Here is a 17,787-nt window from a genome sequence, read left to right on the forward strand (position 1 = left end):
CCCCATATGCGGAACGGGGCTCAAAGAGGCTCACGGAGGCACTCAGCGCTTCCGGGTGTCAACCCTTTGCTACTCCGGGGTCAGGTCGGTATTCGCAGCCGCGTCCGTTCACCCGCCGGAGCCCGCGCTGTGATGTCAGTCACCCATAGGTGTCGCCGGGACCCGTGCTGCCGGGAGCGCGCAGGGGACCGTAGCGGCGGGGCGGCCCACCAGGGCCGTTCACCTTGAGGAGCTTCACCGTGCCGTGCCCCAGGTCCTCGTTCAGCCGGGCCACCAGCTGCGGGGCGAGGAGACGCAGGTTCGTCGCCCAGGCCGTCGAGTCGCAGCGCACGATCAGGACCCGCTCGTCCTCGTCGTACTTCTCCGGGACGCAGTGGTTGGCCAGGTCCTCGCCGACGATCTGCGGCCAGCGGCCCATCACCCCGCCCACCGCGGCCGGCGTCTCCCAGCCGCGCTCGTTCAGCAGCCGGTTGATCGCAGCACCGAGGGCCATCGGGTCGCGGCCGTCGGCGCGCGCGCCGGAGCGCAGGCCGCCGCGCCGCGCCTGCTTCTTCTGCTGCGCCGCGTCCCCACGCGCGCGTGCCTGTTCTTTCGCGGCGCGCAGCGCCACGCGCGCGAGGTCGACGCCGGAGGGTTCGGCGGCCTTCTTGGGCGCGGGTTCCCCGCCCGCGGGCTGATCCGTCGTCATACGCGCTCCACCGCCCCCTCCGCCACGCTGTACCGCGTCCCCGCCAGGACATGCGGTACGTCGTCGTCGACCGCGGCCGTCACCAGCACCTGCTCGCCGGGCGCCACCAACTCGGCCAGCCGCTCCCGACGCCGCGTGTCCAGCTCCGCGAACACGTCGTCGAGCACGAGCACCGGCTCATTGCCCTCACCCCGGAGCAGGTCGTACGACGCGAGCCGCAACGCCAGCGCGTACGACCAGGACTCCCCGTGCGAGGCGTACCCCTTGGCGGGCAACTGACCGAGTTTGAGAACCAAATCGTCCCGATGCGGTCCTACGAGGGTGACGCCCCGCTCGATCTCCTGCTTGCGCGCCTCCGCGATCGCCGCCATCAACTGCTCGTAGAGGTCTTCACGCGTGTGTGCCTCACCGGGCGCCGACGGCTTGTACTCCAGGGCCACCGGACCACCACCGGGGGCGAGTTGCTCGTACGCCTTGTCGGCGAGGGGCTGGATCGCGGCGATCAGATCGAGCCGCTGGGCGAGCAACTCGGCGCCCACGCGCGCGAGATGCTGATCCCACACGTCGAGCGTGGACAGGTCCATCGACCGCCCGCCGTGCCGCCGCGCCAACGCGGCCGACTTCAGGAGGGTGTTGCGCTGCTTGAGCACCCGCTCGTAGTCGGAACGGACCCCGGCCATGCGCGGAGAGCGCGCGGTGATCAGCTCGTCCAGGAACCGCCGCCGCTCCCCGGGATCGCCCTTCACCAGGGCGAGGTCCTCGGGCGCGAACAGCACGGTCCGTACGATGCCCAGCACGTCACGGGGTCTGACCTGCGAGGACCGGTTGATGCGGGCGCGGTTGGCGCGGCCGGGGTTCAGCTCCAGCTCGACCAGCTGCTGCCGCTCGCCCTGCCTGACCTGGGCCCGGATGATCGCGCGCTCGGCGCCCATGCGGACGAGGGGGGCATCGGAGGAGACGCGGTGACTGCCCAGGGTGGCGAGGTAGCCGATGGCCTCGACGAGGTTGGTCTTGCCCTGCCCGTTGGGTCCCACGAAAGCGGTGACGCCGGGGTCGAGCGGGACGTCGACCCCGGCGTACGAGCGGAAGTCGGCCAGCGACAGATGCGTGACGTGCATGGTCGTTCGCCGACCTCCCCCAGGTTGTGGACTACTTCGTCTCGACCGCGTGGCCGCCGAACTGGTTGCGCAGTGCCGCGACCATCTTCATCTGCGGCGAGTCCTCCTGGCGCGACGCGAACCGCGCGAAGAGGGAGGCCGTGATCGCGGGCAGCGGCACGGCGTTGTCGATGGCGGCCTCGACGGTCCAGCGGCCCTCGCCGGAGTCCTCGGCGTAGCCCTTGAGCTTGTCGAGGTGCTCGTCGCCGTCCAGGGCGTTGACGGCCAGGTCGAGCAGCCAGGAGCGGATGACCGTGCCCTCCTGCCAGGAGCGGAAGACCTCGCGGACGTCCGTCACCGAGTCGACCTTCTCCAGCAGCTCCCAGCCCTCGGCATAGGCCTGCATCATGGCGTACTCGATGCCGTTGTGGACCATCTTCGAGAAGTGGCCCGCGCCGACCTTGCCGGCGTGCACGAAGCCGAACTCGCCCTCCGGCTTGAGGGCGTCGAAGACGGGCTGCACCTTGGCGATGTTCTCGGCGTCGCCGCCGACCATCAGGGCGTAGCCGTTCTGGAGGCCCCAGACGCCGCCTGAGACGCCCGCGTCGACGAAGCCGATGCCCTTGGCCCCGAGCTCCTCGGCGTGCTTCTCGTCGTCCGTCCAGCGGGAGTTGCCGCCGTCCACGACGACGTCGCCGGGCTCCAGGAGCCCGGCCAGCTCGTCGACGGTCGCCTGGGTCGGGGCGCCGGCCGGGACCATCACCCACACCACGCGCGGGCCCTTGAGCTTGCCCACAAGCTCTCCCAGGCTGTGGACATCGGCGAGGTCCGGGTTGCGGTCGTATCCGATGACGGTGTGGCCTGCGCGGCGGATGCGCTCGCGCATGTTGCCGCCCATCTTGCCGAGGCCGACGAGACCGAGCTCCATCAGTTGTTCCTTAGGGTGCGACGTGGCATGAAGGCACTTGCGTACCTGTGTCCGAGCCTAAACCCGGACGGTCATGCACACCTGTGGGCATACGCGCTCAGAAGTACCGAGCGGTATGCCCCGACCTGCGGTGTTCTCGTCGGGTACGGATCAGCCGCTGAGGCGGACCGGCATGATCAGGTACTTGTAGGCCTCGTCCGCCTCGGCGTCCAGGGCCGGCTTGCCGCTGAGCAGCGCGGGCTTGGTGGACGTCGTGAACGACAGCTGGGCGACCGGGGAGTCGATGGCGCTCAGGCCGTCCAGCAGGAACGTCGGGTTGAAGGCGATCGACACGTCGTCGCCCTCAAGGTTCGCGTCGACGCGCTCCACAGCCTGTGCGTCGTCGCTGGAACCGGCCTCCAGGATCAGCACACCCTGCTCGAAGCTCAGCCGCACCGGCGTGTTCCGCTCGGCGACCAGGGCCACGCGCTTGACGGCTTCCACGAAGGGGGCGGTCTCGATCACGGCGATGGAGTTGAACTCCGTCGGGAACAGCGAGCGGTACTTCGGGAGGTCGCCCTCCAGGAGGCGGGTGGTCGTACGACGCCCGGCACCCTCGAAGCCGATGAGGCCCTCTCCCGCGCCGGAACCGGACAGCGCCAGGATCACGCTGTCGCCGCTCGTGAGGGCCTTGGCGGTGTCCAGGAGCGTCTTGGCGGGCACCAGGGCGACCGCGGACGCCTCCGGGTTCTCCGGCTTCCACAGGAACTCGCGGACCGCGAAGCGGTAGCGGTCGGTGGACGCCAGCGTCACCGTGTCGCCCTCGATCTCGATCCGCACACCGGTGAGGACGGGCAGCGTGTCGTCACGGCCGGCCGCGATGGCCACCTGGGCGGCCGCCGAGGCGAACACCTCACCGGGGACGGTGCCGGTCGCGCCCGGCATCTGCGGCAGCGCCGGGTACTCCTCCACAGGGAGTGTGTGCAGGGTGAAGCGGGAGGAGCCGCAGACCACCGTCGCCCGTACACCGTCTGTGGAAATCTCCACCGGACGGTTCGGAAGAGCGCGGCAGATGTCGGCGAGCAGTCGGCCGGAGACGAGGACCGTGCCCTCCTCCTCGATCTCCGCGTCGACCGACACGCGTGCGGAGACCTCGTAGTCGAAGCTGGACAGGCTCAGCTGCCCCTCCTCGGACTTCAGCAGGAGGCCGGCGAGGACCGGCGCCGGCGGACGGGCCGGGAGGCTGCGTGCCGCCCAGGCCACTGCCTCCGCGAGTACGTCGCGTTCCACCCGGATCTTCACTGTTGCCGCCTCCTGCTGTTGCCGGCGCTTCTCGGCCTGCCTGGCTTCGTCGTCTGTCTCGGTGTCGTCGGTCCCTGTGAGGGGAAGGACATCGGGGAACAGTCTGACGCACGGCACTGACAGTAGGTGCCTATCGGGGTCAAGTCGTGACGAGGGGCTGTCGGGCGACGAAGCGCGAGTTGTGCACAGGCCCCGCTTCGAAACGGTTTCCCAGCTCTCTCTAGTTGCTAGTAGTAGTAGGGGCTGTGGATACCGTGGATAACCGCGTTTTCGCAGCTCAGGGCAGGAATTTTGTCCACCGACCCTGTGGGCGACGGCGGTGGACAACCTCGGGTTTCTGTGGAGAACGGAAAGTTCTGCACACCCCATGCACAGCCGAGGGCCACTTCTCCCCAGCGCCGTCCCCAGCTTTACCCGCCTTTCCCACAGCCCAACCCGGCACCTTCGTGTGACGCCTTTCACTCGACACGGTGAGATGGCGCGTTGCGTTGCCGAACAGTGGACAGCGGTGTGGAGAAGCTGGAGATCGCTGGGGACAACCGCCCCCAGCCTGTGGGTTGTCGGTGGACAACTTGATCCACAGGCTGGGGATCAAAGATCCGTCCACAGCCTGTGGATATCTTTTGTCCACGAATCCACAAGCACCTGACCTGGTCTGATCGTCCCTCACCCGCGGCGCCTGTGGACACGATCTGGACAACTTCACAGTCCCCAGGATGTGGACGGAAGAAAGTCGCCGAATCTGTGGAGGACGGCCGTAACCCGGCGGGTATTCGAACAGCGGGTGGTCGGTCCGTGGGTTTGAAACGACGGCGAGGGGCTGTCGGATCAGCTCCAAACGGGCTCCGGACGGGCTGAGGATCGGCCGCGGACCGAGTCGGAGCACCCTCGGAGAGGCTCCGGAAGGGGGTCCGGAAACGCTGCGGATCGTCCCGGACGCCTCCGCACACCTCCGGGACGCTCTCCTTCGACGCCTCTCTGACGCCTCTTCTCCGTCCTCTCCGCCCGCTCCCGGCGTCCGCCGAAGCGCGGTCCGGCCTCCTCCGTGCGCGCCGTACCGGCCGTCTCCCGGCAAGCCGAAGGGCGCCCCGGCAGAGATCCCGGGGCGCCCTTCGGTGTCGTAGCTCTGGTGTCGTAACTCCGCGGCGGTCAGCCGTTCTTGATGCGGTTGGTCAGTTCGGTGACCTGGTTGTAGATCGAGCGACGCTCGGCCATCAGGGCGCGGATCTTGCGGTCGGCGTGCATGACCGTCGTGTGGTCGCGGCCGCCGAACTGTGCGCCGATCTTCGGGAGCGAGAGGTCGGTCAGTTCGCGGCATACGTACATGGCGATCTGCCGGGCCGTGACCAGTTGGCGGCCGCGCGAACTGCCGCACAGGTCCTCGACCGTGATGCCGAAGTAGTCGGCGGTCGCGCCCATGATCGCCGTCGCGGTGATCTCCGGTGTGGAGTCCTCGCCGCCCGGGATGAGGTCCTTGAGGACGATCTCGGTGAGACCTAGGTCGACGGGTTGCCGGTTGAGCGACGCGAACGCCGTCACCCGGATCAGTGCCCCCTCCAGCTCGCGGATGTTGCGCGAGATGCGGGAGGCGATGAACTCCAGGACCTCCGGCGGGGCGTTGAGCTGCTCCTGCACCGCCTTCTTACGAAGGATGGCGATACGGGTCTCCAGCTCGGGCGGTTGGACGTCGGTGATCAGTCCCCACTCGAAGCGGTTCCGCAGCCGGTCCTCCAGCGTGACCAGCTGCTTGGGCGGCCGGTCGCTGGAGAGCACGATCTGCTTGTTCGCGTTGTGGAGCGTGTTGAAGGTGTGGAAGAACTCCTCCTGCGTCGACTCCTTGTCCGCGAGGAACTGGATGTCGTCGACAAGAAGGATGTCCATCTCGCGGTACCGCTTGCGGAAGCTGTCGCCCTTGCCGTCGCGGATCGAGTTGATGAACTCGTTGGTGAACTCCTCGGAGCTCACGTACCGCACGCGCGTGCCGGGGTACAGGCTCCGCGCGTAGTGCCCGATCGCGTGCAGCAGGTGCGTCTTGCCGAGCCCCGACTCCCCATAGATGAAAAGGGGGTTGTACGCCTTCGCGGGCGCCTCGGCGACGGCGACCGCGGCCGCGTGCGCGAACCGGTTCGAGGCACCGATGACGAACGTGTCGAAGAGGTACTTCGGGTTCAGGCGCGCGGTCGGCTCACCCGGGCCGGCCGCCGGCGCGGGCTTCGAGCCCAGCGGTCCCGGACCGCTGCGGTGCACATGACCGGAGTTGGACGGCGCGTGCGAGTCGGACAGGTCGCGGCGCGCGTCGCGCTGGTTGTACTGCTCGCGGGACTTCTCGTACTCGGCCCGCGACTGTTCGTATTCGGCGCGCTGCTGCTCGTACGACGGACGCTCCATCGACTGCGGGCGGTAGTCCTGCTGCGGCGGCGCGTACTGGTCCTGCTGCGACTGGTACGAGTCCTGCGGCGGACCGTACTTGTCCTTCACCGGTGGCCCGTACTGGTCCTGGGACGGCGGTCCGTACTGATCCTGCGAAGGCGACGCGTACGGGTCCCGCTCGGGGAAGCCGAGCCGCTGCTGCTGCCAACCGTAGTCGTCCTGCGACGGACGCGGCCAGGCGCCCGGCTCGGGGCGCTGGTACTCCGACGGATAGGCGGGACGCGCGGTGGGCAACTGGTCGCCGGGGCCGCCCGGGAGCGGCTCGGCGCGATGACGGCCGTAGCCGCCCTCATAGGGGTCCCGGCTCTGCTCGGGTTCCTCGTAGCGCCGCTGGGGCTGGGCGGGGGGCGCCGGCGGGCCGGGGGGCTCGCCGGCGGAGTCGTCGACGGTGATCGCGATGCGGATCGGCCGGCCGCACTCGCGGCTCAGCGTCTCGCTGACGATCGGGGCGAGGCGGCCTTCGAGCACGCCTTTCGCAAATTCGTTCGGTACGGCGAGCAAGGCGGTGTCGGCGACGAGTGCCAGGGGTTGGCAGCGCCGGATCCAGTGCTCGTCCTTGGTCTCGACACCCTGCCCACGCCCCTCACCGAGAAGTTGCTCCAGCACTCGTGGCCACACTGCGGCAAGATCGGCAGGTACGTCAGCCACAGGGCACGCTCTCTCACGGGTCCCACGAACGTGTGGTTCGCGGACGGGACGGGATGTACATCGGGTGGGGCGCTCGGGAAAAAGGTGTGGGGCGGGGGACAAAGGAACGAGTCGGAGTCCAGCCACGGTAGTCAGGGCGGCGGGTGCGGTTCAAGTTGTTGTCCCCAGCCTGTGGATAGTGTCTCCTCGTGACCGCTGGTTTGACCGGATGGCGTAGCCCCGCGTACCGTGACCAGGTCGAGTTGTCGATGGCTGCTGCCGCCTGCCTCCGATGGGCACAGATCGCTTCGAGGTGATCGGGAAGCGGTGCACTCGGGCGTAACTGCGAGCTACTCGTGGGCGCACGGTGACAGCCAGGACGGCACCCGCCACCACCGATTTATTTCTGGAGCCCTCTCGTGAGCAAGCGCACCTTCCAGCCGAACAACCGTCGCCGGGCCAAGACCCACGGCTTCCGTCTGCGGATGCGTACCCGTGCCGGTCGCGCGATTCTCGCGAACCGTCGTGGCAAGGGTCGCAGCAGCCTGTCCGCCTGATCCCGATCAGGTCATGACGTCGTGCTGCCTACCGAGCATCGGCTGAGGCGGCGCGAAGACTTCGCGACCGCGGTACGACGGGGTCGCCGGGCCGGCCGCCCGCTTCTCGTCGTCCACTTTCGTAGCGGTGCCACGGACCCGCACGCGCCAGGGGAGAGCGCTCCCCCGACGCGTGCGGGTTTCGTCGTCAGCAAGGCGGTGGGCGGTGCCGTGGTACGCAACAAGGTGAAGCGCAGACTCCGTCATCTGATGCGCGAGCGAGTCGCCCTGTTTCCCCCCGGTAGCCTGGTAGTCGTACGAGCGCTGCCCGGAGCGGGCGACGCCGACCATGCACAGCTGGCCCAAGACCTGGATGCCGCCGTTCAGCGGCTGCTGGGAGGGGGCGCGCGATGAAGTACCCACTACTGGCGCTGATCAAGCTCTACCAGTGGACGATCAGTCCCTTGCTCGGGCCGGTCTGCAAGTACTACCCGTCGTGCTCCCACTACGGCTACACGGCCATAGACCGGCACGGCGCGATCAAGGGCACAGCGCTCACGGCCTGGCGCATCCTGCGCTGCAATCCGTGGTCGCTCGGCGGTGTGGACCATGTCCCACCGCGCAAGCGCCCGCGGTGGCACGAGATGCTGCGGGGCGCACGGCGCGCAGACAAGGGCGGGACCTCCGCCGCCGAAACGGCCACTGAAGGGCTGAGTCCTTCGAGCCCGGCCGCAGAGACACCGTCCCATGCCCAAGGAGCATGATTAGTGGACACGATTGCCAGTCTTTTCAGCTTCATCACGACACCCGTTTCTTGGGTCATCGTCCAGTTCCACTCGGTGTACGGGAAGGTTTTCGGTCCCGACACGGGCTGGGCCTGGGGCCTGTCCATCGTGTCCCTGGTGATCCTGATCCGCATCTGTCTGATCCCGCTCTTCGTGAAGCAGATCAAGGCGACCCGGGCCATGCAGACCCTGCAGCCCGAGATGAAGAAGATCCAGGAACGCTACAAGAACGACAAGCAGCGTCAGTCCGAAGAGATGATGAAGCTGTACAAGGAGTCGGGTACCAACCCGCTCTCCTCGTGCCTTCCCATCCTGGCGCAGTCCCCGTTCTTCTTCGCCCTGTACCACGTGCTCAACGGCATCGCGACGGGCTCGACGATCGGCGTCATCAACGACTCGCTGCTCGCCAGCGCGCGTAAGGCGCACATCTTCGGCGCTCCGCTGGCCGCGAAGTTCACGGACGGCAGCAGCAAGGTCGAGGCGCTCGGTGCCACACTGACCGACGTCCGGGTCGTCACCGCGATCATGATCGTGATGATGTCGGCGTCGCAGTTCTACACGCAGCGCCAGCTGATGACGAAGAACGTCGACACCACGGTGAAGACGCCGTTCATGCAGCAGCAGAAGATGCTGATGTACGTCTTCCCGGTCATGTTCGCGATCTTCGGCATCAACTTCCCTGTCGGTGTCCTCGTCTACTGGCTGACCACCAACGTGTGGACCATGGGCCAGCAGATGTACGTCATCCACAACAACCCCACCCCGGGTTCCAAGGCCCAGGCCGCTTACCTGGAGCGCCTGACCAAGCACGTCACGCACCACGAGAAGACGCGCAGCCGGGGTGAGAAGGCCATCGTCAAGGCGATCGTCTCCAAGGGCCGTGACCGCAACGAGTTCGAGCGCAAGTTCATCAACAGCCTCACCAAGGTGGGCCTCGTGGCCCAGCCGGACGGCAACGTGGCGAAGGGTGAGAGCGCGGCTGTGGACTCCGAGGACGGTACGCCGACCCCGGCTGCCACTCCCAGGCGTCAGCAGCCCAAGCGGCAGACCAAGGCCCAGCGCCAGTCCGCCGCCGCGAAGGCGGCCGACGACAGCGCCGAGCACGAGGCTGACGACGCCGACGAGCCGAAGACCTCGCTGACCAAGTCGGACGAGCCCGAGGACGCCAAGCCCGCCACCGCCGCGAAGAAGCCCGCCCCGAAGCCGGCCGGCGGCACACGCAGCAAGGCCCAGTCCGGACAGCGCAAGGGTCCGCAGCGGCCCAAGTCCCCGTCCAAGAAGTAAAGAAGGAGTCCATCCCGTGACGGAAGGCATCACCTCCGCCGCTGCCGAGGGTGCAGACACCCTGTCCCGCCTGGAGCAGGAGGGCGAGATCGCGGCGGACTACCTTGAGGGTCTGCTGGACATCGCCGATCTCGACGGCGACATCGACATGGATGTCGAGGCCGACCGCGCCGCTGTCTCGATCATCAGCGACAACAGCGGCCGTGATCTCCAGAAGCTCGTCGGCCGTGACGGTGAGGTGCTGGAAGCACTCCAGGAGCTCACCCGCCTGGCCGTGCACCGAGAGACCGGGGACCGCAGCCGGCTGATGCTGGACATCGCGGGCTATCGCGCCAAGAAGCGTACCGAGCTCTCCGAGCTGGGTGCCAAGACCGCGGCCGACGTGAAGAACACCGGCGAGCCGGTGAAGCTGAATCCGATGACCCCGTTCGAGCGCAAGGTCGTGCACGACGCGGTCAAGGCCGCGGGACTGCGCAGCGAGTCGGAGGGCGAGGAGCCGCAGCGCTTCGTCGTCGTGCTTCCCGCCTGATCGGTCCCGACGTTCCACCGGCCCCGTCTGTTGAGCAGACGGGGCCGAACTTTGTCAGCCTGATAGTCCTGTAGTTCTGGTGGTCCTGGTGGTCAGCGCCCAATGCGCTTTTGCGGTACGGAAGGACGGTCCCCCGTGACGGAGGCAGCGGAGCTTCCCCCCGCGCCCGAGCAGGCGCGCGAGGTGTTCGGCGATCGCTTCGAGGACGCGGTCCGGTACGCCGAGCTGCTCGCCGACGCGGGTGTGCAGCGCGGCCTGATCGGCCCACGCGAGGTGCCCCGCCTGTGGGAGCGGCACCTGCTGAACTGCGCGGTCCTCTCGGAGGTCGTGCCGGACGGAGTGACGGTCTGCGACGTCGGCTCCGGCGCCGGCCTCCCGGGCATTCCCCTGGCCCTGGTCCGCGAGGACATCAAGATCACCCTGCTCGAACCGCTGCTCCGCCGTACGACCTTCCTCACCGAGGTCGTCGAACTCCTGGGCCTCGACCACGTCACCGTCGTGCGCGGCCGTGCCGAGGAGGTCATGGGCACCCTGCAGCCGGTCCATGTGGTGACGGCCCGGGCGGTGGCTCCGCTGGAGCGACTGGCCACCTGGGGCATCCCGCTGCTGCGTCCCTACGGCGAGATGCTCGCCCTCAAGGGGGACACGGCCGAGGAGGAGCTCAAGAGTGCGGGGACCGTGCTCAGCAAGCTCGGAGCCGTGGGAACGTCCATCCTGCATGTCGGCGAAGGCATCGTCGATCCGCTGTCCACGGTGGTGCGTGTCGAGGTCGGAGAGAGCCCCGGCGGGGTTCGTTTCGCGGCGAAGCGTGCCAAGGCGGCTCGTACGGGCCGTACACGCCGGCGTCGTTGAGGCTGTGTCAGCGCTGGGACGGGTCGGTCTCAGCGGTTGAGGCACGTCGGTGTCAGCGCGTGAAGCGCGTCGCTGATCCGTCCTGACGACGAGACTTACTCCACACAAGCTGCCAAACCTACTCACGCCGGAGTGTCGTCGACAGTTCGGCCTCGGCGGCTGTGCATCGTGTTTCACGTGAAACGTCGCTCACTGCTACACGGCATCATCGGTCGCACCCGCGCCGCGGCCGAACCCCGCGACCGGAAGCCTCTCGGATCACTCGGAGAGGGCACGGAGTTGTCCACAGAGGTGGAATTCTCCACAGAACAACAGGCCTCACTGGTTCACGACCCTGAAGACATGGGAGGCTCTGTTCATTGCGAGCCTGAAGTCGAGGAGAGTGAATCCTTGCGGTCCGACGCCAACATCGCGGGACCGATGACCGATCCGGTCCCCGGTCCCCGTACCGAGTCGATGGGGGAGGATGTTTCACGTGAAACACCGCCCCCTATGGACGACACTCCCATCGGTCGTGCTGCCCAACTGGCGGTGGAAGCCCTAGGCCGTGCTGGCGAGGGCCTGCCGCGTCCTGAGCAGACCCGCATCATGGTCGTCGCCAACCAGAAGGGCGGGGTGGGCAAGACGACGACGACCGTCAATCTTGCCGCTTCGCTGGCACTGCACGGTGCCCGTGTTCTGGTGGTCGACCTCGACCCACAGGGCAACGCGTCCACGGCACTGGGGATCGACCACCACGCGGAAGTTCCTTCCATCTATGACGTGTTGGTCGACAGCCGGCCTCTCTCCGAGGTCGTGCAGCCGGTCCTCGATGTCGAGGGTCTCTTCTGTGCCCCTGCCACGATCGATCTCGCCGGTGCGGAGATCGAGCTGGTGTCCCTGGTGGCGCGTGAGAGCAGACTGCAGCGGGCGATTCAGGCCTACGAGCAGCCGCTGGACTACATCCTCATCGACTGTCCGCCCTCGCTCGGCCTGCTGACGGTCAACGCGTTGGTCGCCGGCGCGGAGGTTCTCATCCCGATCCAGTGCGAGTACTACGCGCTGGAAGGCCTCGGACAGTTGCTCCGCAACGTCGACCTGGTTCGGGGGCACCTCAACCCCAACCTGCATGTGTCGACCATCCTGCTCACCATGTACGACGGCCGGACGCGTCTCGCGTCCCAGGTCGCGGACGAGGTGCGCAGTCACTTCGGCGACGAGGTGCTGCGGACGAGCATTCCCCGCTCGGTCCGTATCTCCGAGGCGCCGAGTTATGGGCAGACGGTACTGACCTACGATCCTGGATCGAGCGGTGCCCTCTCCTACTTTGAGGCAGCAAGGGAAATCGCGCTGAAGGGTGTGGGCGTCAGCTACGACGCACCGCATGCGCACATCGGCGCTCAGAGCGACCAGAGCATGGTGGAGGGCATCCAGTGAGCGAGCGACGGAGGGGTTTGGGCCGTGGGCTCGGCGCACTGATCCCCGCAGCCCCGACCGGGGAGAAGACGGTAGCTCCGGCTGCCATGGGTTCCGCGTCCCCGACGGCTGTTCCGGTCATCACCGGCGACCGAGGGGTGGCCGCGGCGAAGGTCACCACGCTGCCGCCGGTCTCCTACGAGACAGAGGACCCGTCGTACGGTGTCCTGCAGGCGCCGGCGCCGCCCGTCGGTGCCTACTTTGCCGAGCTGCCCCTCGACGACATCACGCCGAACTCGCGTCAGCCGCGTGAGGTCTTCGACGAGGACGCGCTGCAAGAGCTCGTCACCTCCATCAAGGAGGTCGGCCTCCTCCAGCCCGTCGTCGTACGGCAGATCGGCCCGACGAGCTACGAGCTCATCATGGGCGAGCGGCGCTGGCGGGCCTGCCGTGAGGCCGGCCTGGAGGCGATCCCGGCGATCGTGCGGGCTACGGACGACGAGAAGCTTCTCCTGGACGCTCTCCTGGAGAACCTGCACCGCGCCCAGCTGAACCCGCTCGAAGAGGCGGCTGCCTACGACCAGTTGCTCAAGGACTTCAACTGCACGCACGACCAGCTGGCGGACCGCATCGGGCGTTCGCGTCCGCAGGTCTCCAACACCCTGCGTCTGCTGAAGCTCTCGCCGTCGGTCCAGCGCCGTGTCGCCGCCGGAGTCCTCTCCGCCGGTCACGCCCGGGCGCTGCTCTCCGTGGACGACTCGGAGGAGCAGGACCGGCTGGCTCACCGGATCGTGGCCGAGGGGCTCTCGGTGCGGGCCGTCGAGGAGATCGTGACCCTGATGGGTTCGCGTCCCCAGACCGCTCAGCGTTCCAAGGGACCGCGGGCCGGCGCCCTGGTCTCCCCGGCGCTGTCCGATCTCGCCACGCGTCTCTCTGATCGCTTCGAGACCCGGGTGAAGGTCGACCTGGGCCAGAAGAAGGGCAAGATCACTGTCGAGTTCGCCTCGATGGAGGACCTTGAGCGGATCCTCGGTTCGCTCGCCCCGGGCGAGGGGCCGGTCCTTCAGCGGAGTCTGCTGGACGACGACTCGGAGGACGAGGCCTGAGCCGTCCTGCCGACGGCAGGCGTCCTGTCCGTCCAACCAGCAGAGCGGGCCGTGTCCGGTGTGTACCGGAACGCGGCCCGCTCTTTGCTTTCTGTCGGTATCGATGCAATCGCATCATCGATACGATGCGTTCGGGTATGGCGCATCCACCTGGCAGCACCTCTTAGGGGAGGCGGGGGCCATGCGAACGGTGAGCCGCACCGGACTGGTGAGCGCGGGTCTGGGCCTGGGGGCGGTCGGTGGGTTCGTCGGCAGTCTGCTCAGGGAACGCAGCGCTCTGACAGCCGCCCGTGGCGCTGCGGGCGAAGGAAGCGAGGATCAGCCTTCATGGGGCGTCGGCTCGTACCGCTCACGCTGGACAACCTCCCGGACATTCCCAACCGTTGTCAGTCGTGCGTCTTCTGGGAGCTGGACCCCGTCAGCGGGCAAGCCGCGGTAAAGGCGGGCACGGCGGCCCTGGAGAAGGAAGCCTGGATCTCCGCCGTCCTCCTGGACTGGGGCTCCTGCGGGCGCGTCGTCTACGTCGATGACGTGCCGGTGGGCTTCGTCCTCTACGCGCCCCCTGCCTATGTCCCCCGCTCGACGGCGTTTCCCACGAGCCCCGTGTCACCGGACGCCGTGCAGCTGATGACGTCGTTCATCATGCCGGGCTACCAGGGACAAGGACTGGGCCGGGTCATGGTGCAGACGGTGGCCAAGGATCTGTTGCGGCGGGGCTTCAAGGCGATCGAGGCCTTCGGTGATGCCCGCGCGAAAGAGGCTGCCTGCGTCCTGCCCGCCGACCATCTGCTCGCCGTGGGTTTCAAGACGGTCCGCCAGCATCCCGCCTATCCACGGCTGAGGCTGGAGCTGCGCACGACGCTCTCCTGGAAGGAAGACGTGGAGATGGCGCTCGACCGGTTGCTGGGGGCCGTACAGAAGGAACCAGCGCTTCGACCGCTCTAAAGCGAAGGGGCCGACTCCGGAGAGTCGGCCCCTGCATGTTTCACGTGAAACACGGTTTCACGTGAAACATCACTTGCTGGCGATGAACTCGTCGAGGTCGCGAAGGATCGCGGCCTTCGGCTTGGCGCCGACGATGGTCTTGGCCACCTCGCCACCCTGGTAGACGTTCAGGGTCGGGATGGACATGACGCCGTACCGGGCGGCCGTCGCCGGGTTCTCGTCGATGTTGAGCTTGACGATCTCGATCGCGTCGCCGTGCTCGGCGGCGATGGCTTCGAGGGACGGAGCGATCTGGCGGCACGGACCGCACCACGAAGCCCAGAAGTCCACCAGGACGGGCTTGTCGCTCTTGAGGACGTCCTCATCGAAGGAAGCGTCGGTCACATTCTTCAGAGTGCCGGCCACGGCGGGCTCCTTAACTTGATCGTGCGATGGCGAGGATGGGGATCAGACGGGATCAGACGGTGGTCTTCGCGGGCTCTGCCTTTTCCTCGTCCGCGAGAGCGGCGAGGAAGCGCTCGGCGTCCAGAGCGGCGGAGCACCCGGTACCGGCGGCGGTGATCGCCTGGCGGTAGGTGTGGTCGACGACGTCACCGGCGCCGAAGACACCGGTCAGGTTGGTGTGGGTCGAGGGTGCCTCGACCTTCAGGTAGCCCTCCCCGTCCAGGTCGAGCTGGCCCTTGAAGAGCTCCGTGCGGGGGTCGTGGCCGATCGCGATGAACAGGCCCGTCACCGCCAGGTCCGAGAGTTCCCCGGTCTTCAGGTTGCGCAGCTTGAGGCCGGCGAGCTTGGGGTCGCCCTCGATCTCGGCGACCTCGCTGTCCCAGACGAACTTGATCTTCGGGTCGGCGAAGGCGCGCTCTTGCATCGCCTTTGAGGCACGCAGGCTGTCCCGCCGGTGGACGATCGTCACGGACTTGGCGAAACGGGAGAGGAAGGTTGCCTCCTCCATCGCCGTGTCGCCGCCACCGATGACGGCGATGTCCTGGTCCTTGAAGAAGAACCCGTCACAGGTGGCACACCAGGAGACACCCCGGCCGGAGAGCGCGTCCTCGTTCGGCAGGCCCAGCTTGCGGTGCTGAGAGCCGGTGGTGACGATGACGGCCTTCGCCTGGTGCACGGTGCCCGAGGTGTCCGTGACGGTCTTGATCTCACCGGTCAGGTCGACGGAGACCACATCGTCCGGGATCAGCTCGGCACCGAAGCGCTCGGCCTGGGCGCGCATGTTGTCCATGAGCTCGGGGCCCATGATGCCGTCCTGGAAGCCCGGGAAGTTCTCGACCTCGGTGGTGTTCATCAGCGCGCCACCAGCGGTGACGGCACCCTCGAACACCAGCGGCTTCAGCGACGCGCGCGCGGTGTAGAGCGCCGCCGTGTAGCCGGCGGGCCCGGAGCCGATGATGATCACGTTTCGGACGTCGCTCACGGCTTGGTTCCTCGTCTCTGGACTGCGTCAGTACGACCGGCGGGAGCCCCCTGTCGGAGCCTCCACACCACCCAACGGATCCTACGGGGCCCGCATTCCCGCTGTGTCCGGGCACACGGAGACAGCACGCGGCAGGGAATCGCCACGACGGACGGAGAGGCGGCGGCCGCAGTCAGGAATGCGGGAACGACCGCGTCAGAAGGACCTTGCCAGGGGTGGATGTCTGGCTGCTCACGCAGGCCGCGTCGACGACGTAGGCCGTGACCCGGCTGTTGTCGGACGCGTCGGGGAGCACCACGAGATAGGCGGCGGTCCCGTTGTAGGTGCCCTTCTTGAAAGCGAGGACATCCGTGTTGCCACGGTCGACGCCCTGCCGGATGCAGTCCGGGATGGAGCCGGACGGTTGGATCAGGGTTTTGGGAGTCTTGGTGGAAGACTCCGCGCCGCCGGGATCGGACGCGACGTTCCAGGGCTTCTCGCTGTTGGCGCCCTGACTCGTGGACGACTTGGTGGAGAGGAGACCCGAGACCTCGCTCTCCAGCTTCCCCTTGGAGAAGGTGTCCGCAGAGCTGGTCGAGTTCCCCTGAGTCGTGTCGGACGACGTGTGGTCGCCCAGCGACTGGATGAACAGAGAACCGGCTCCCAGAACGGCCGCGGTGAACACGGCTCCCAGGACGATCCTCCCGCGACGTCCGCCGCGCTTCCGCTCCTTGCGTTCCTTGCTGCGTCCGGGACCGGTCGCCGCGTGTGCGTGTCCTGATGGGGGGGCTGCCGTGGGCGATGTTTCACGTGAAACATGCGCCTCGGTGTGCTCCCCGTCCTCGCCGTCCTCGCCCGATGTAGCTCGGGATGCGCTCACCAACGTCGGCGCGGCCAGGGACTCGGGTGCGGTGGAGCCCAGCAGTGCCTCTGCGGCGAGGGCTGCATCGATACGGCCCGCGACCTCGGCGGGCATGCGCGGAGGGCCTGGCATGCTGCCCAGCAGACCCCGGATCTCCTCCAGTGAGTCGTGGACGTCGGCACAGAGTTCGCACTCGTCCAGATGCCGTCGTACCTCGGCTCCCCTGGACGGTGGGAGAAGGCCCTCGGTGAGGTCGGAGATCTCCGCGACGTCCGGGTGCCCGGCCGTGTCTGTCGTGGATGTCACGCTCGCCCACCTCCGCCCTTCACAGCAGCTGAATCGCTCGGCCCTGCATCCTCGGGACCCTCGTCGCGAGGTCCCGCTGCCGGTGGGACGGATGTCCCCTGCGCCCGGTTCCGTCCTGCGCCCGGTTCCTTGCCGTCACCGGCTCTTTCCGGCCGTAGATGGGTGAGCAGCGGCAGCAGTCTGGCTCTTCCGCGGGCGCAGCGGCTCTTCACCGTGCCGGTCGGCACATCGAGCATGCGGGCGGCCTCTGCGACGGGGTAGCCCTGCATGTCCACGAGGACGAGGGCGGCGCGCTGGTCGGGCGGGAGGGTGCCCAGGGCTTCCAGCAGTTGGCGGTGCAGGTCGTTGCGTTCCGCGGGAGCCGAGGCCGACTCGTGCGGTTCCAGGAGCTGTTCGAGGCGCTCGGTGTCGTCGACCGGGGATGTCTTTCTGGAGGCGGCCTTGCGGGCGCGGTCCAGGCAGGCGTTCACCGTGATGCGGTGCAGCCAGGTCGTGACGGCCGACTGGCCGCGGAAGGTGTGGGCGGCCCGGTAGGCGGAGACGAGGGCGTCCTGGACCGCGTCAGCGGCCTCCTCGCGGTCTCCCAGCGTGCGGAGGGCAACGGCCCAGAGCCGGTCCCGGTGCCGTCGTACGAGCTCACCGAAGGCGTCCGGGTCGCCTTCGACATGGCGGGCGAGCAGATCCTGATCGCTCGTCTCGTCGTATCCGGCGCCTTCCGCCATCGGACCCCC

The 17,787-nt window shown here is 67.9% G+C and carries 18 protein-coding genes; 9 read left to right on the forward strand and 9 right to left on the reverse strand.

The annotated features are described in order from the left end of the window. Positions 1–139 precede the first annotated feature (139 nt). The 5 genes from OG194_RS23430 to dnaA form a co-directional block, all read right to left on the reverse strand. Positions 140–688: a DUF721 domain-containing protein gene (locus OG194_RS23430; RefSeq protein ID WP_327402785.1), complete on the reverse strand. Its 549-nt coding sequence runs from the start codon at positions 686–688 to the stop codon at positions 140–142. After that, entirely contained in the window at positions 685–1,806 is a 1,122-nt protein-coding gene (gene recF, locus OG194_RS23435) for a DNA replication/repair protein RecF (protein WP_327402786.1), read from the reverse strand. The genes OG194_RS23430 and recF overlap by 4 nt, the downstream gene beginning before the upstream one ends. Before the next feature lie 31 nt (positions 1,807–1,837). Continuing rightward, the gene (gene gnd, locus OG194_RS23440) at positions 1,838–2,713 is read right to left on the reverse strand and encodes a phosphogluconate dehydrogenase (NAD(+)-dependent, decarboxylating) (RefSeq protein WP_327402787.1); all 876 of its coding nucleotides are present in this window, start codon (positions 2,711–2,713) and stop codon (positions 1,838–1,840) included. Positions 2,714–2,863: 150 nt separating this feature from the next. Further along, the gene (gene dnaN / locus OG194_RS23445) at positions 2,864–3,994 is read right to left on the reverse strand and encodes a DNA polymerase III subunit beta (protein WP_327402788.1); all 1,131 of its coding nucleotides are present in this window, start codon (positions 3,992–3,994) and stop codon (positions 2,864–2,866) included. Between the two features lie 1,149 nt (positions 3,995–5,143). Beyond that, positions 5,144–7,072 (reverse strand): chromosomal replication initiator protein DnaA, encoded by a 1,929-nt coding sequence (dnaA, locus tag OG194_RS23450; RefSeq protein WP_327402789.1) that lies wholly within the window; start codon positions 7,070–7,072, stop codon positions 5,144–5,146. A gap of 398 nt (positions 7,073–7,470) precedes the next feature. Between dnaA and rpmH the strand changes: the two genes are divergently transcribed. The 9 genes from rpmH to OG194_RS23495 all read left to right on the forward strand — a co-directional run bounded on the left by rpmH (position 7,471) and on the right by OG194_RS23495 (position 14,483). Then, positions 7,471–7,608 (forward strand): 50S ribosomal protein L34, encoded by a 138-nt coding sequence (gene rpmH / locus OG194_RS23455; protein ID WP_003967884.1) that lies wholly within the window; start codon positions 7,471–7,473, stop codon positions 7,606–7,608. A gap of 21 nt (positions 7,609–7,629) precedes the next feature. Beyond that, positions 7,630–8,001, forward strand: coding sequence for a ribonuclease P protein component (gene rnpA, locus OG194_RS23460; protein ID WP_078532680.1), 372 nt, complete (start codon positions 7,630–7,632; stop codon positions 7,999–8,001). Beyond that, complete coding sequence (gene yidD, locus OG194_RS23465) at positions 7,998–8,351, forward strand: membrane protein insertion efficiency factor YidD (protein WP_019073355.1); 354 nt, start codon at positions 7,998–8,000, stop codon at positions 8,349–8,351. The genes rnpA and yidD overlap by 4 nt, the downstream gene beginning before the upstream one ends. 3 nt (positions 8,352–8,354) lie before the next feature. Beyond that, positions 8,355–9,656 carry a membrane protein insertase YidC gene (gene yidC, locus OG194_RS23470; RefSeq protein ID WP_327402790.1) on the forward strand — a complete coding sequence of 434 codons (1,302 nt, stop codon included), beginning with the start codon at positions 8,355–8,357 and terminating at the stop codon, positions 9,654–9,656. Positions 9,657–9,672: 16 nt separating this feature from the next. Further along, on the forward strand, positions 9,673–10,185 hold the full coding sequence (locus OG194_RS23475) for a Jag family protein (protein ID WP_327402791.1): 513 nt from the start codon (positions 9,673–9,675) through the stop codon (positions 10,183–10,185). Positions 10,186–10,320: 135 nt separating this feature from the next. Continuing rightward, the gene (gene rsmG, locus OG194_RS23480) at positions 10,321–11,037 is read left to right on the forward strand and encodes a 16S rRNA (guanine(527)-N(7))-methyltransferase RsmG (protein WP_327402792.1); all 717 of its coding nucleotides are present in this window, start codon (positions 10,321–10,323) and stop codon (positions 11,035–11,037) included. 342 nt (positions 11,038–11,379) lie between these two features. After that, entirely contained in the window at positions 11,380–12,453 is a 1,074-nt protein-coding gene (locus OG194_RS23485) for a ParA family protein (protein WP_078652772.1), read from the forward strand. Next, positions 12,450–13,538, forward strand: a complete 1,089-nt coding sequence (locus OG194_RS23490) for a ParB/RepB/Spo0J family partition protein (RefSeq protein ID WP_327402793.1) — start codon at positions 12,450–12,452, stop codon at positions 13,536–13,538. The genes OG194_RS23485 and OG194_RS23490 overlap by 4 nt, the downstream gene beginning before the upstream one ends. Before the next feature lie 327 nt (positions 13,539–13,865). After that, positions 13,866–14,483, forward strand: coding sequence for a GNAT family N-acetyltransferase (locus OG194_RS23495; protein ID WP_327402794.1), 618 nt, complete (start codon positions 13,866–13,868; stop codon positions 14,481–14,483). A gap of 69 nt (positions 14,484–14,552) precedes the next feature. On the opposite strand, the gene trxA is transcribed toward OG194_RS23495, so the two are convergent. The 4 genes from trxA to sigM all read right to left on the reverse strand — a co-directional run bounded on the left by trxA (position 14,553) and on the right by sigM (position 17,778). Then, entirely contained in the window at positions 14,553–14,888 is a 336-nt protein-coding gene (gene trxA, locus OG194_RS23500) for a thioredoxin (protein WP_327402795.1), read from the reverse strand. A gap of 52 nt (positions 14,889–14,940) precedes the next feature. After that, a complete protein-coding gene (gene trxB, locus OG194_RS23505; RefSeq protein WP_327402796.1) occupies positions 14,941–15,909 on the reverse strand; it encodes a thioredoxin-disulfide reductase in 969 nt (322 codons plus the stop codon). Positions 15,910–16,081: 172 nt separating this feature from the next. Then, on the reverse strand, positions 16,082–17,056 hold the full coding sequence (locus OG194_RS23510) for an anti-sigma factor family protein (RefSeq protein WP_327402797.1): 975 nt from the start codon (positions 17,054–17,056) through the stop codon (positions 16,082–16,084). Beyond that, positions 17,053–17,778, reverse strand: a complete 726-nt coding sequence (gene sigM, locus OG194_RS23515) for an RNA polymerase sigma factor SigM (protein WP_327402798.1) — start codon at positions 17,776–17,778, stop codon at positions 17,053–17,055. Before sigM ends, OG194_RS23510 begins: the two co-directional genes overlap by 4 nt. Positions 17,779–17,787: the final 9 nt, after the last annotated feature.

This window comes from Streptomyces sp. NBC_01288 (assembly GCF_035982055.1).
Classification (GTDB): Bacteria; Actinomycetota; Actinomycetes; order Streptomycetales; family Streptomycetaceae; genus Streptomyces.

Bases quoted from the DNA above. Each gene is read 5' to 3' on its own strand.
- OG194_RS23430 (WP_327402785.1), bottom strand. From the start codon at position 688: ATGACGACGGATCAGCCCGCGGGCGGGGAACCCGCGCCCAAGAAGGCC.
- recF (WP_327402786.1), bottom strand. From the start codon at position 1,806: ATGCACGTCACGCATCTGTCGCTGGCCGACTTCCGCTCGTACGCCGGG.
- gnd (WP_327402787.1), bottom strand. From the start codon at position 2,713: ATGGAGCTCGGTCTCGTCGGCCTCGGCAAGATGGGCGGCAACATGCGC.
- yidD (WP_019073355.1), top strand. From the start codon at position 7,998: ATGAAGTACCCACTACTGGCGCTGATCAAGCTCTACCAGTGGACGATC.
- OG194_RS23485 (WP_078652772.1), top strand. From the start codon at position 11,380: ATGGGAGGCTCTGTTCATTGCGAGCCTGAAGTCGAGGAGAGTGAATCC.
- OG194_RS23495 (WP_327402794.1), top strand. From the start codon at position 13,866: ATGGGGCGTCGGCTCGTACCGCTCACGCTGGACAACCTCCCGGACATT.
- sigM (WP_327402798.1), bottom strand. From the start codon at position 17,778: ATGGCGGAAGGCGCCGGATACGACGAGACGAGCGATCAGGATCTGCTC.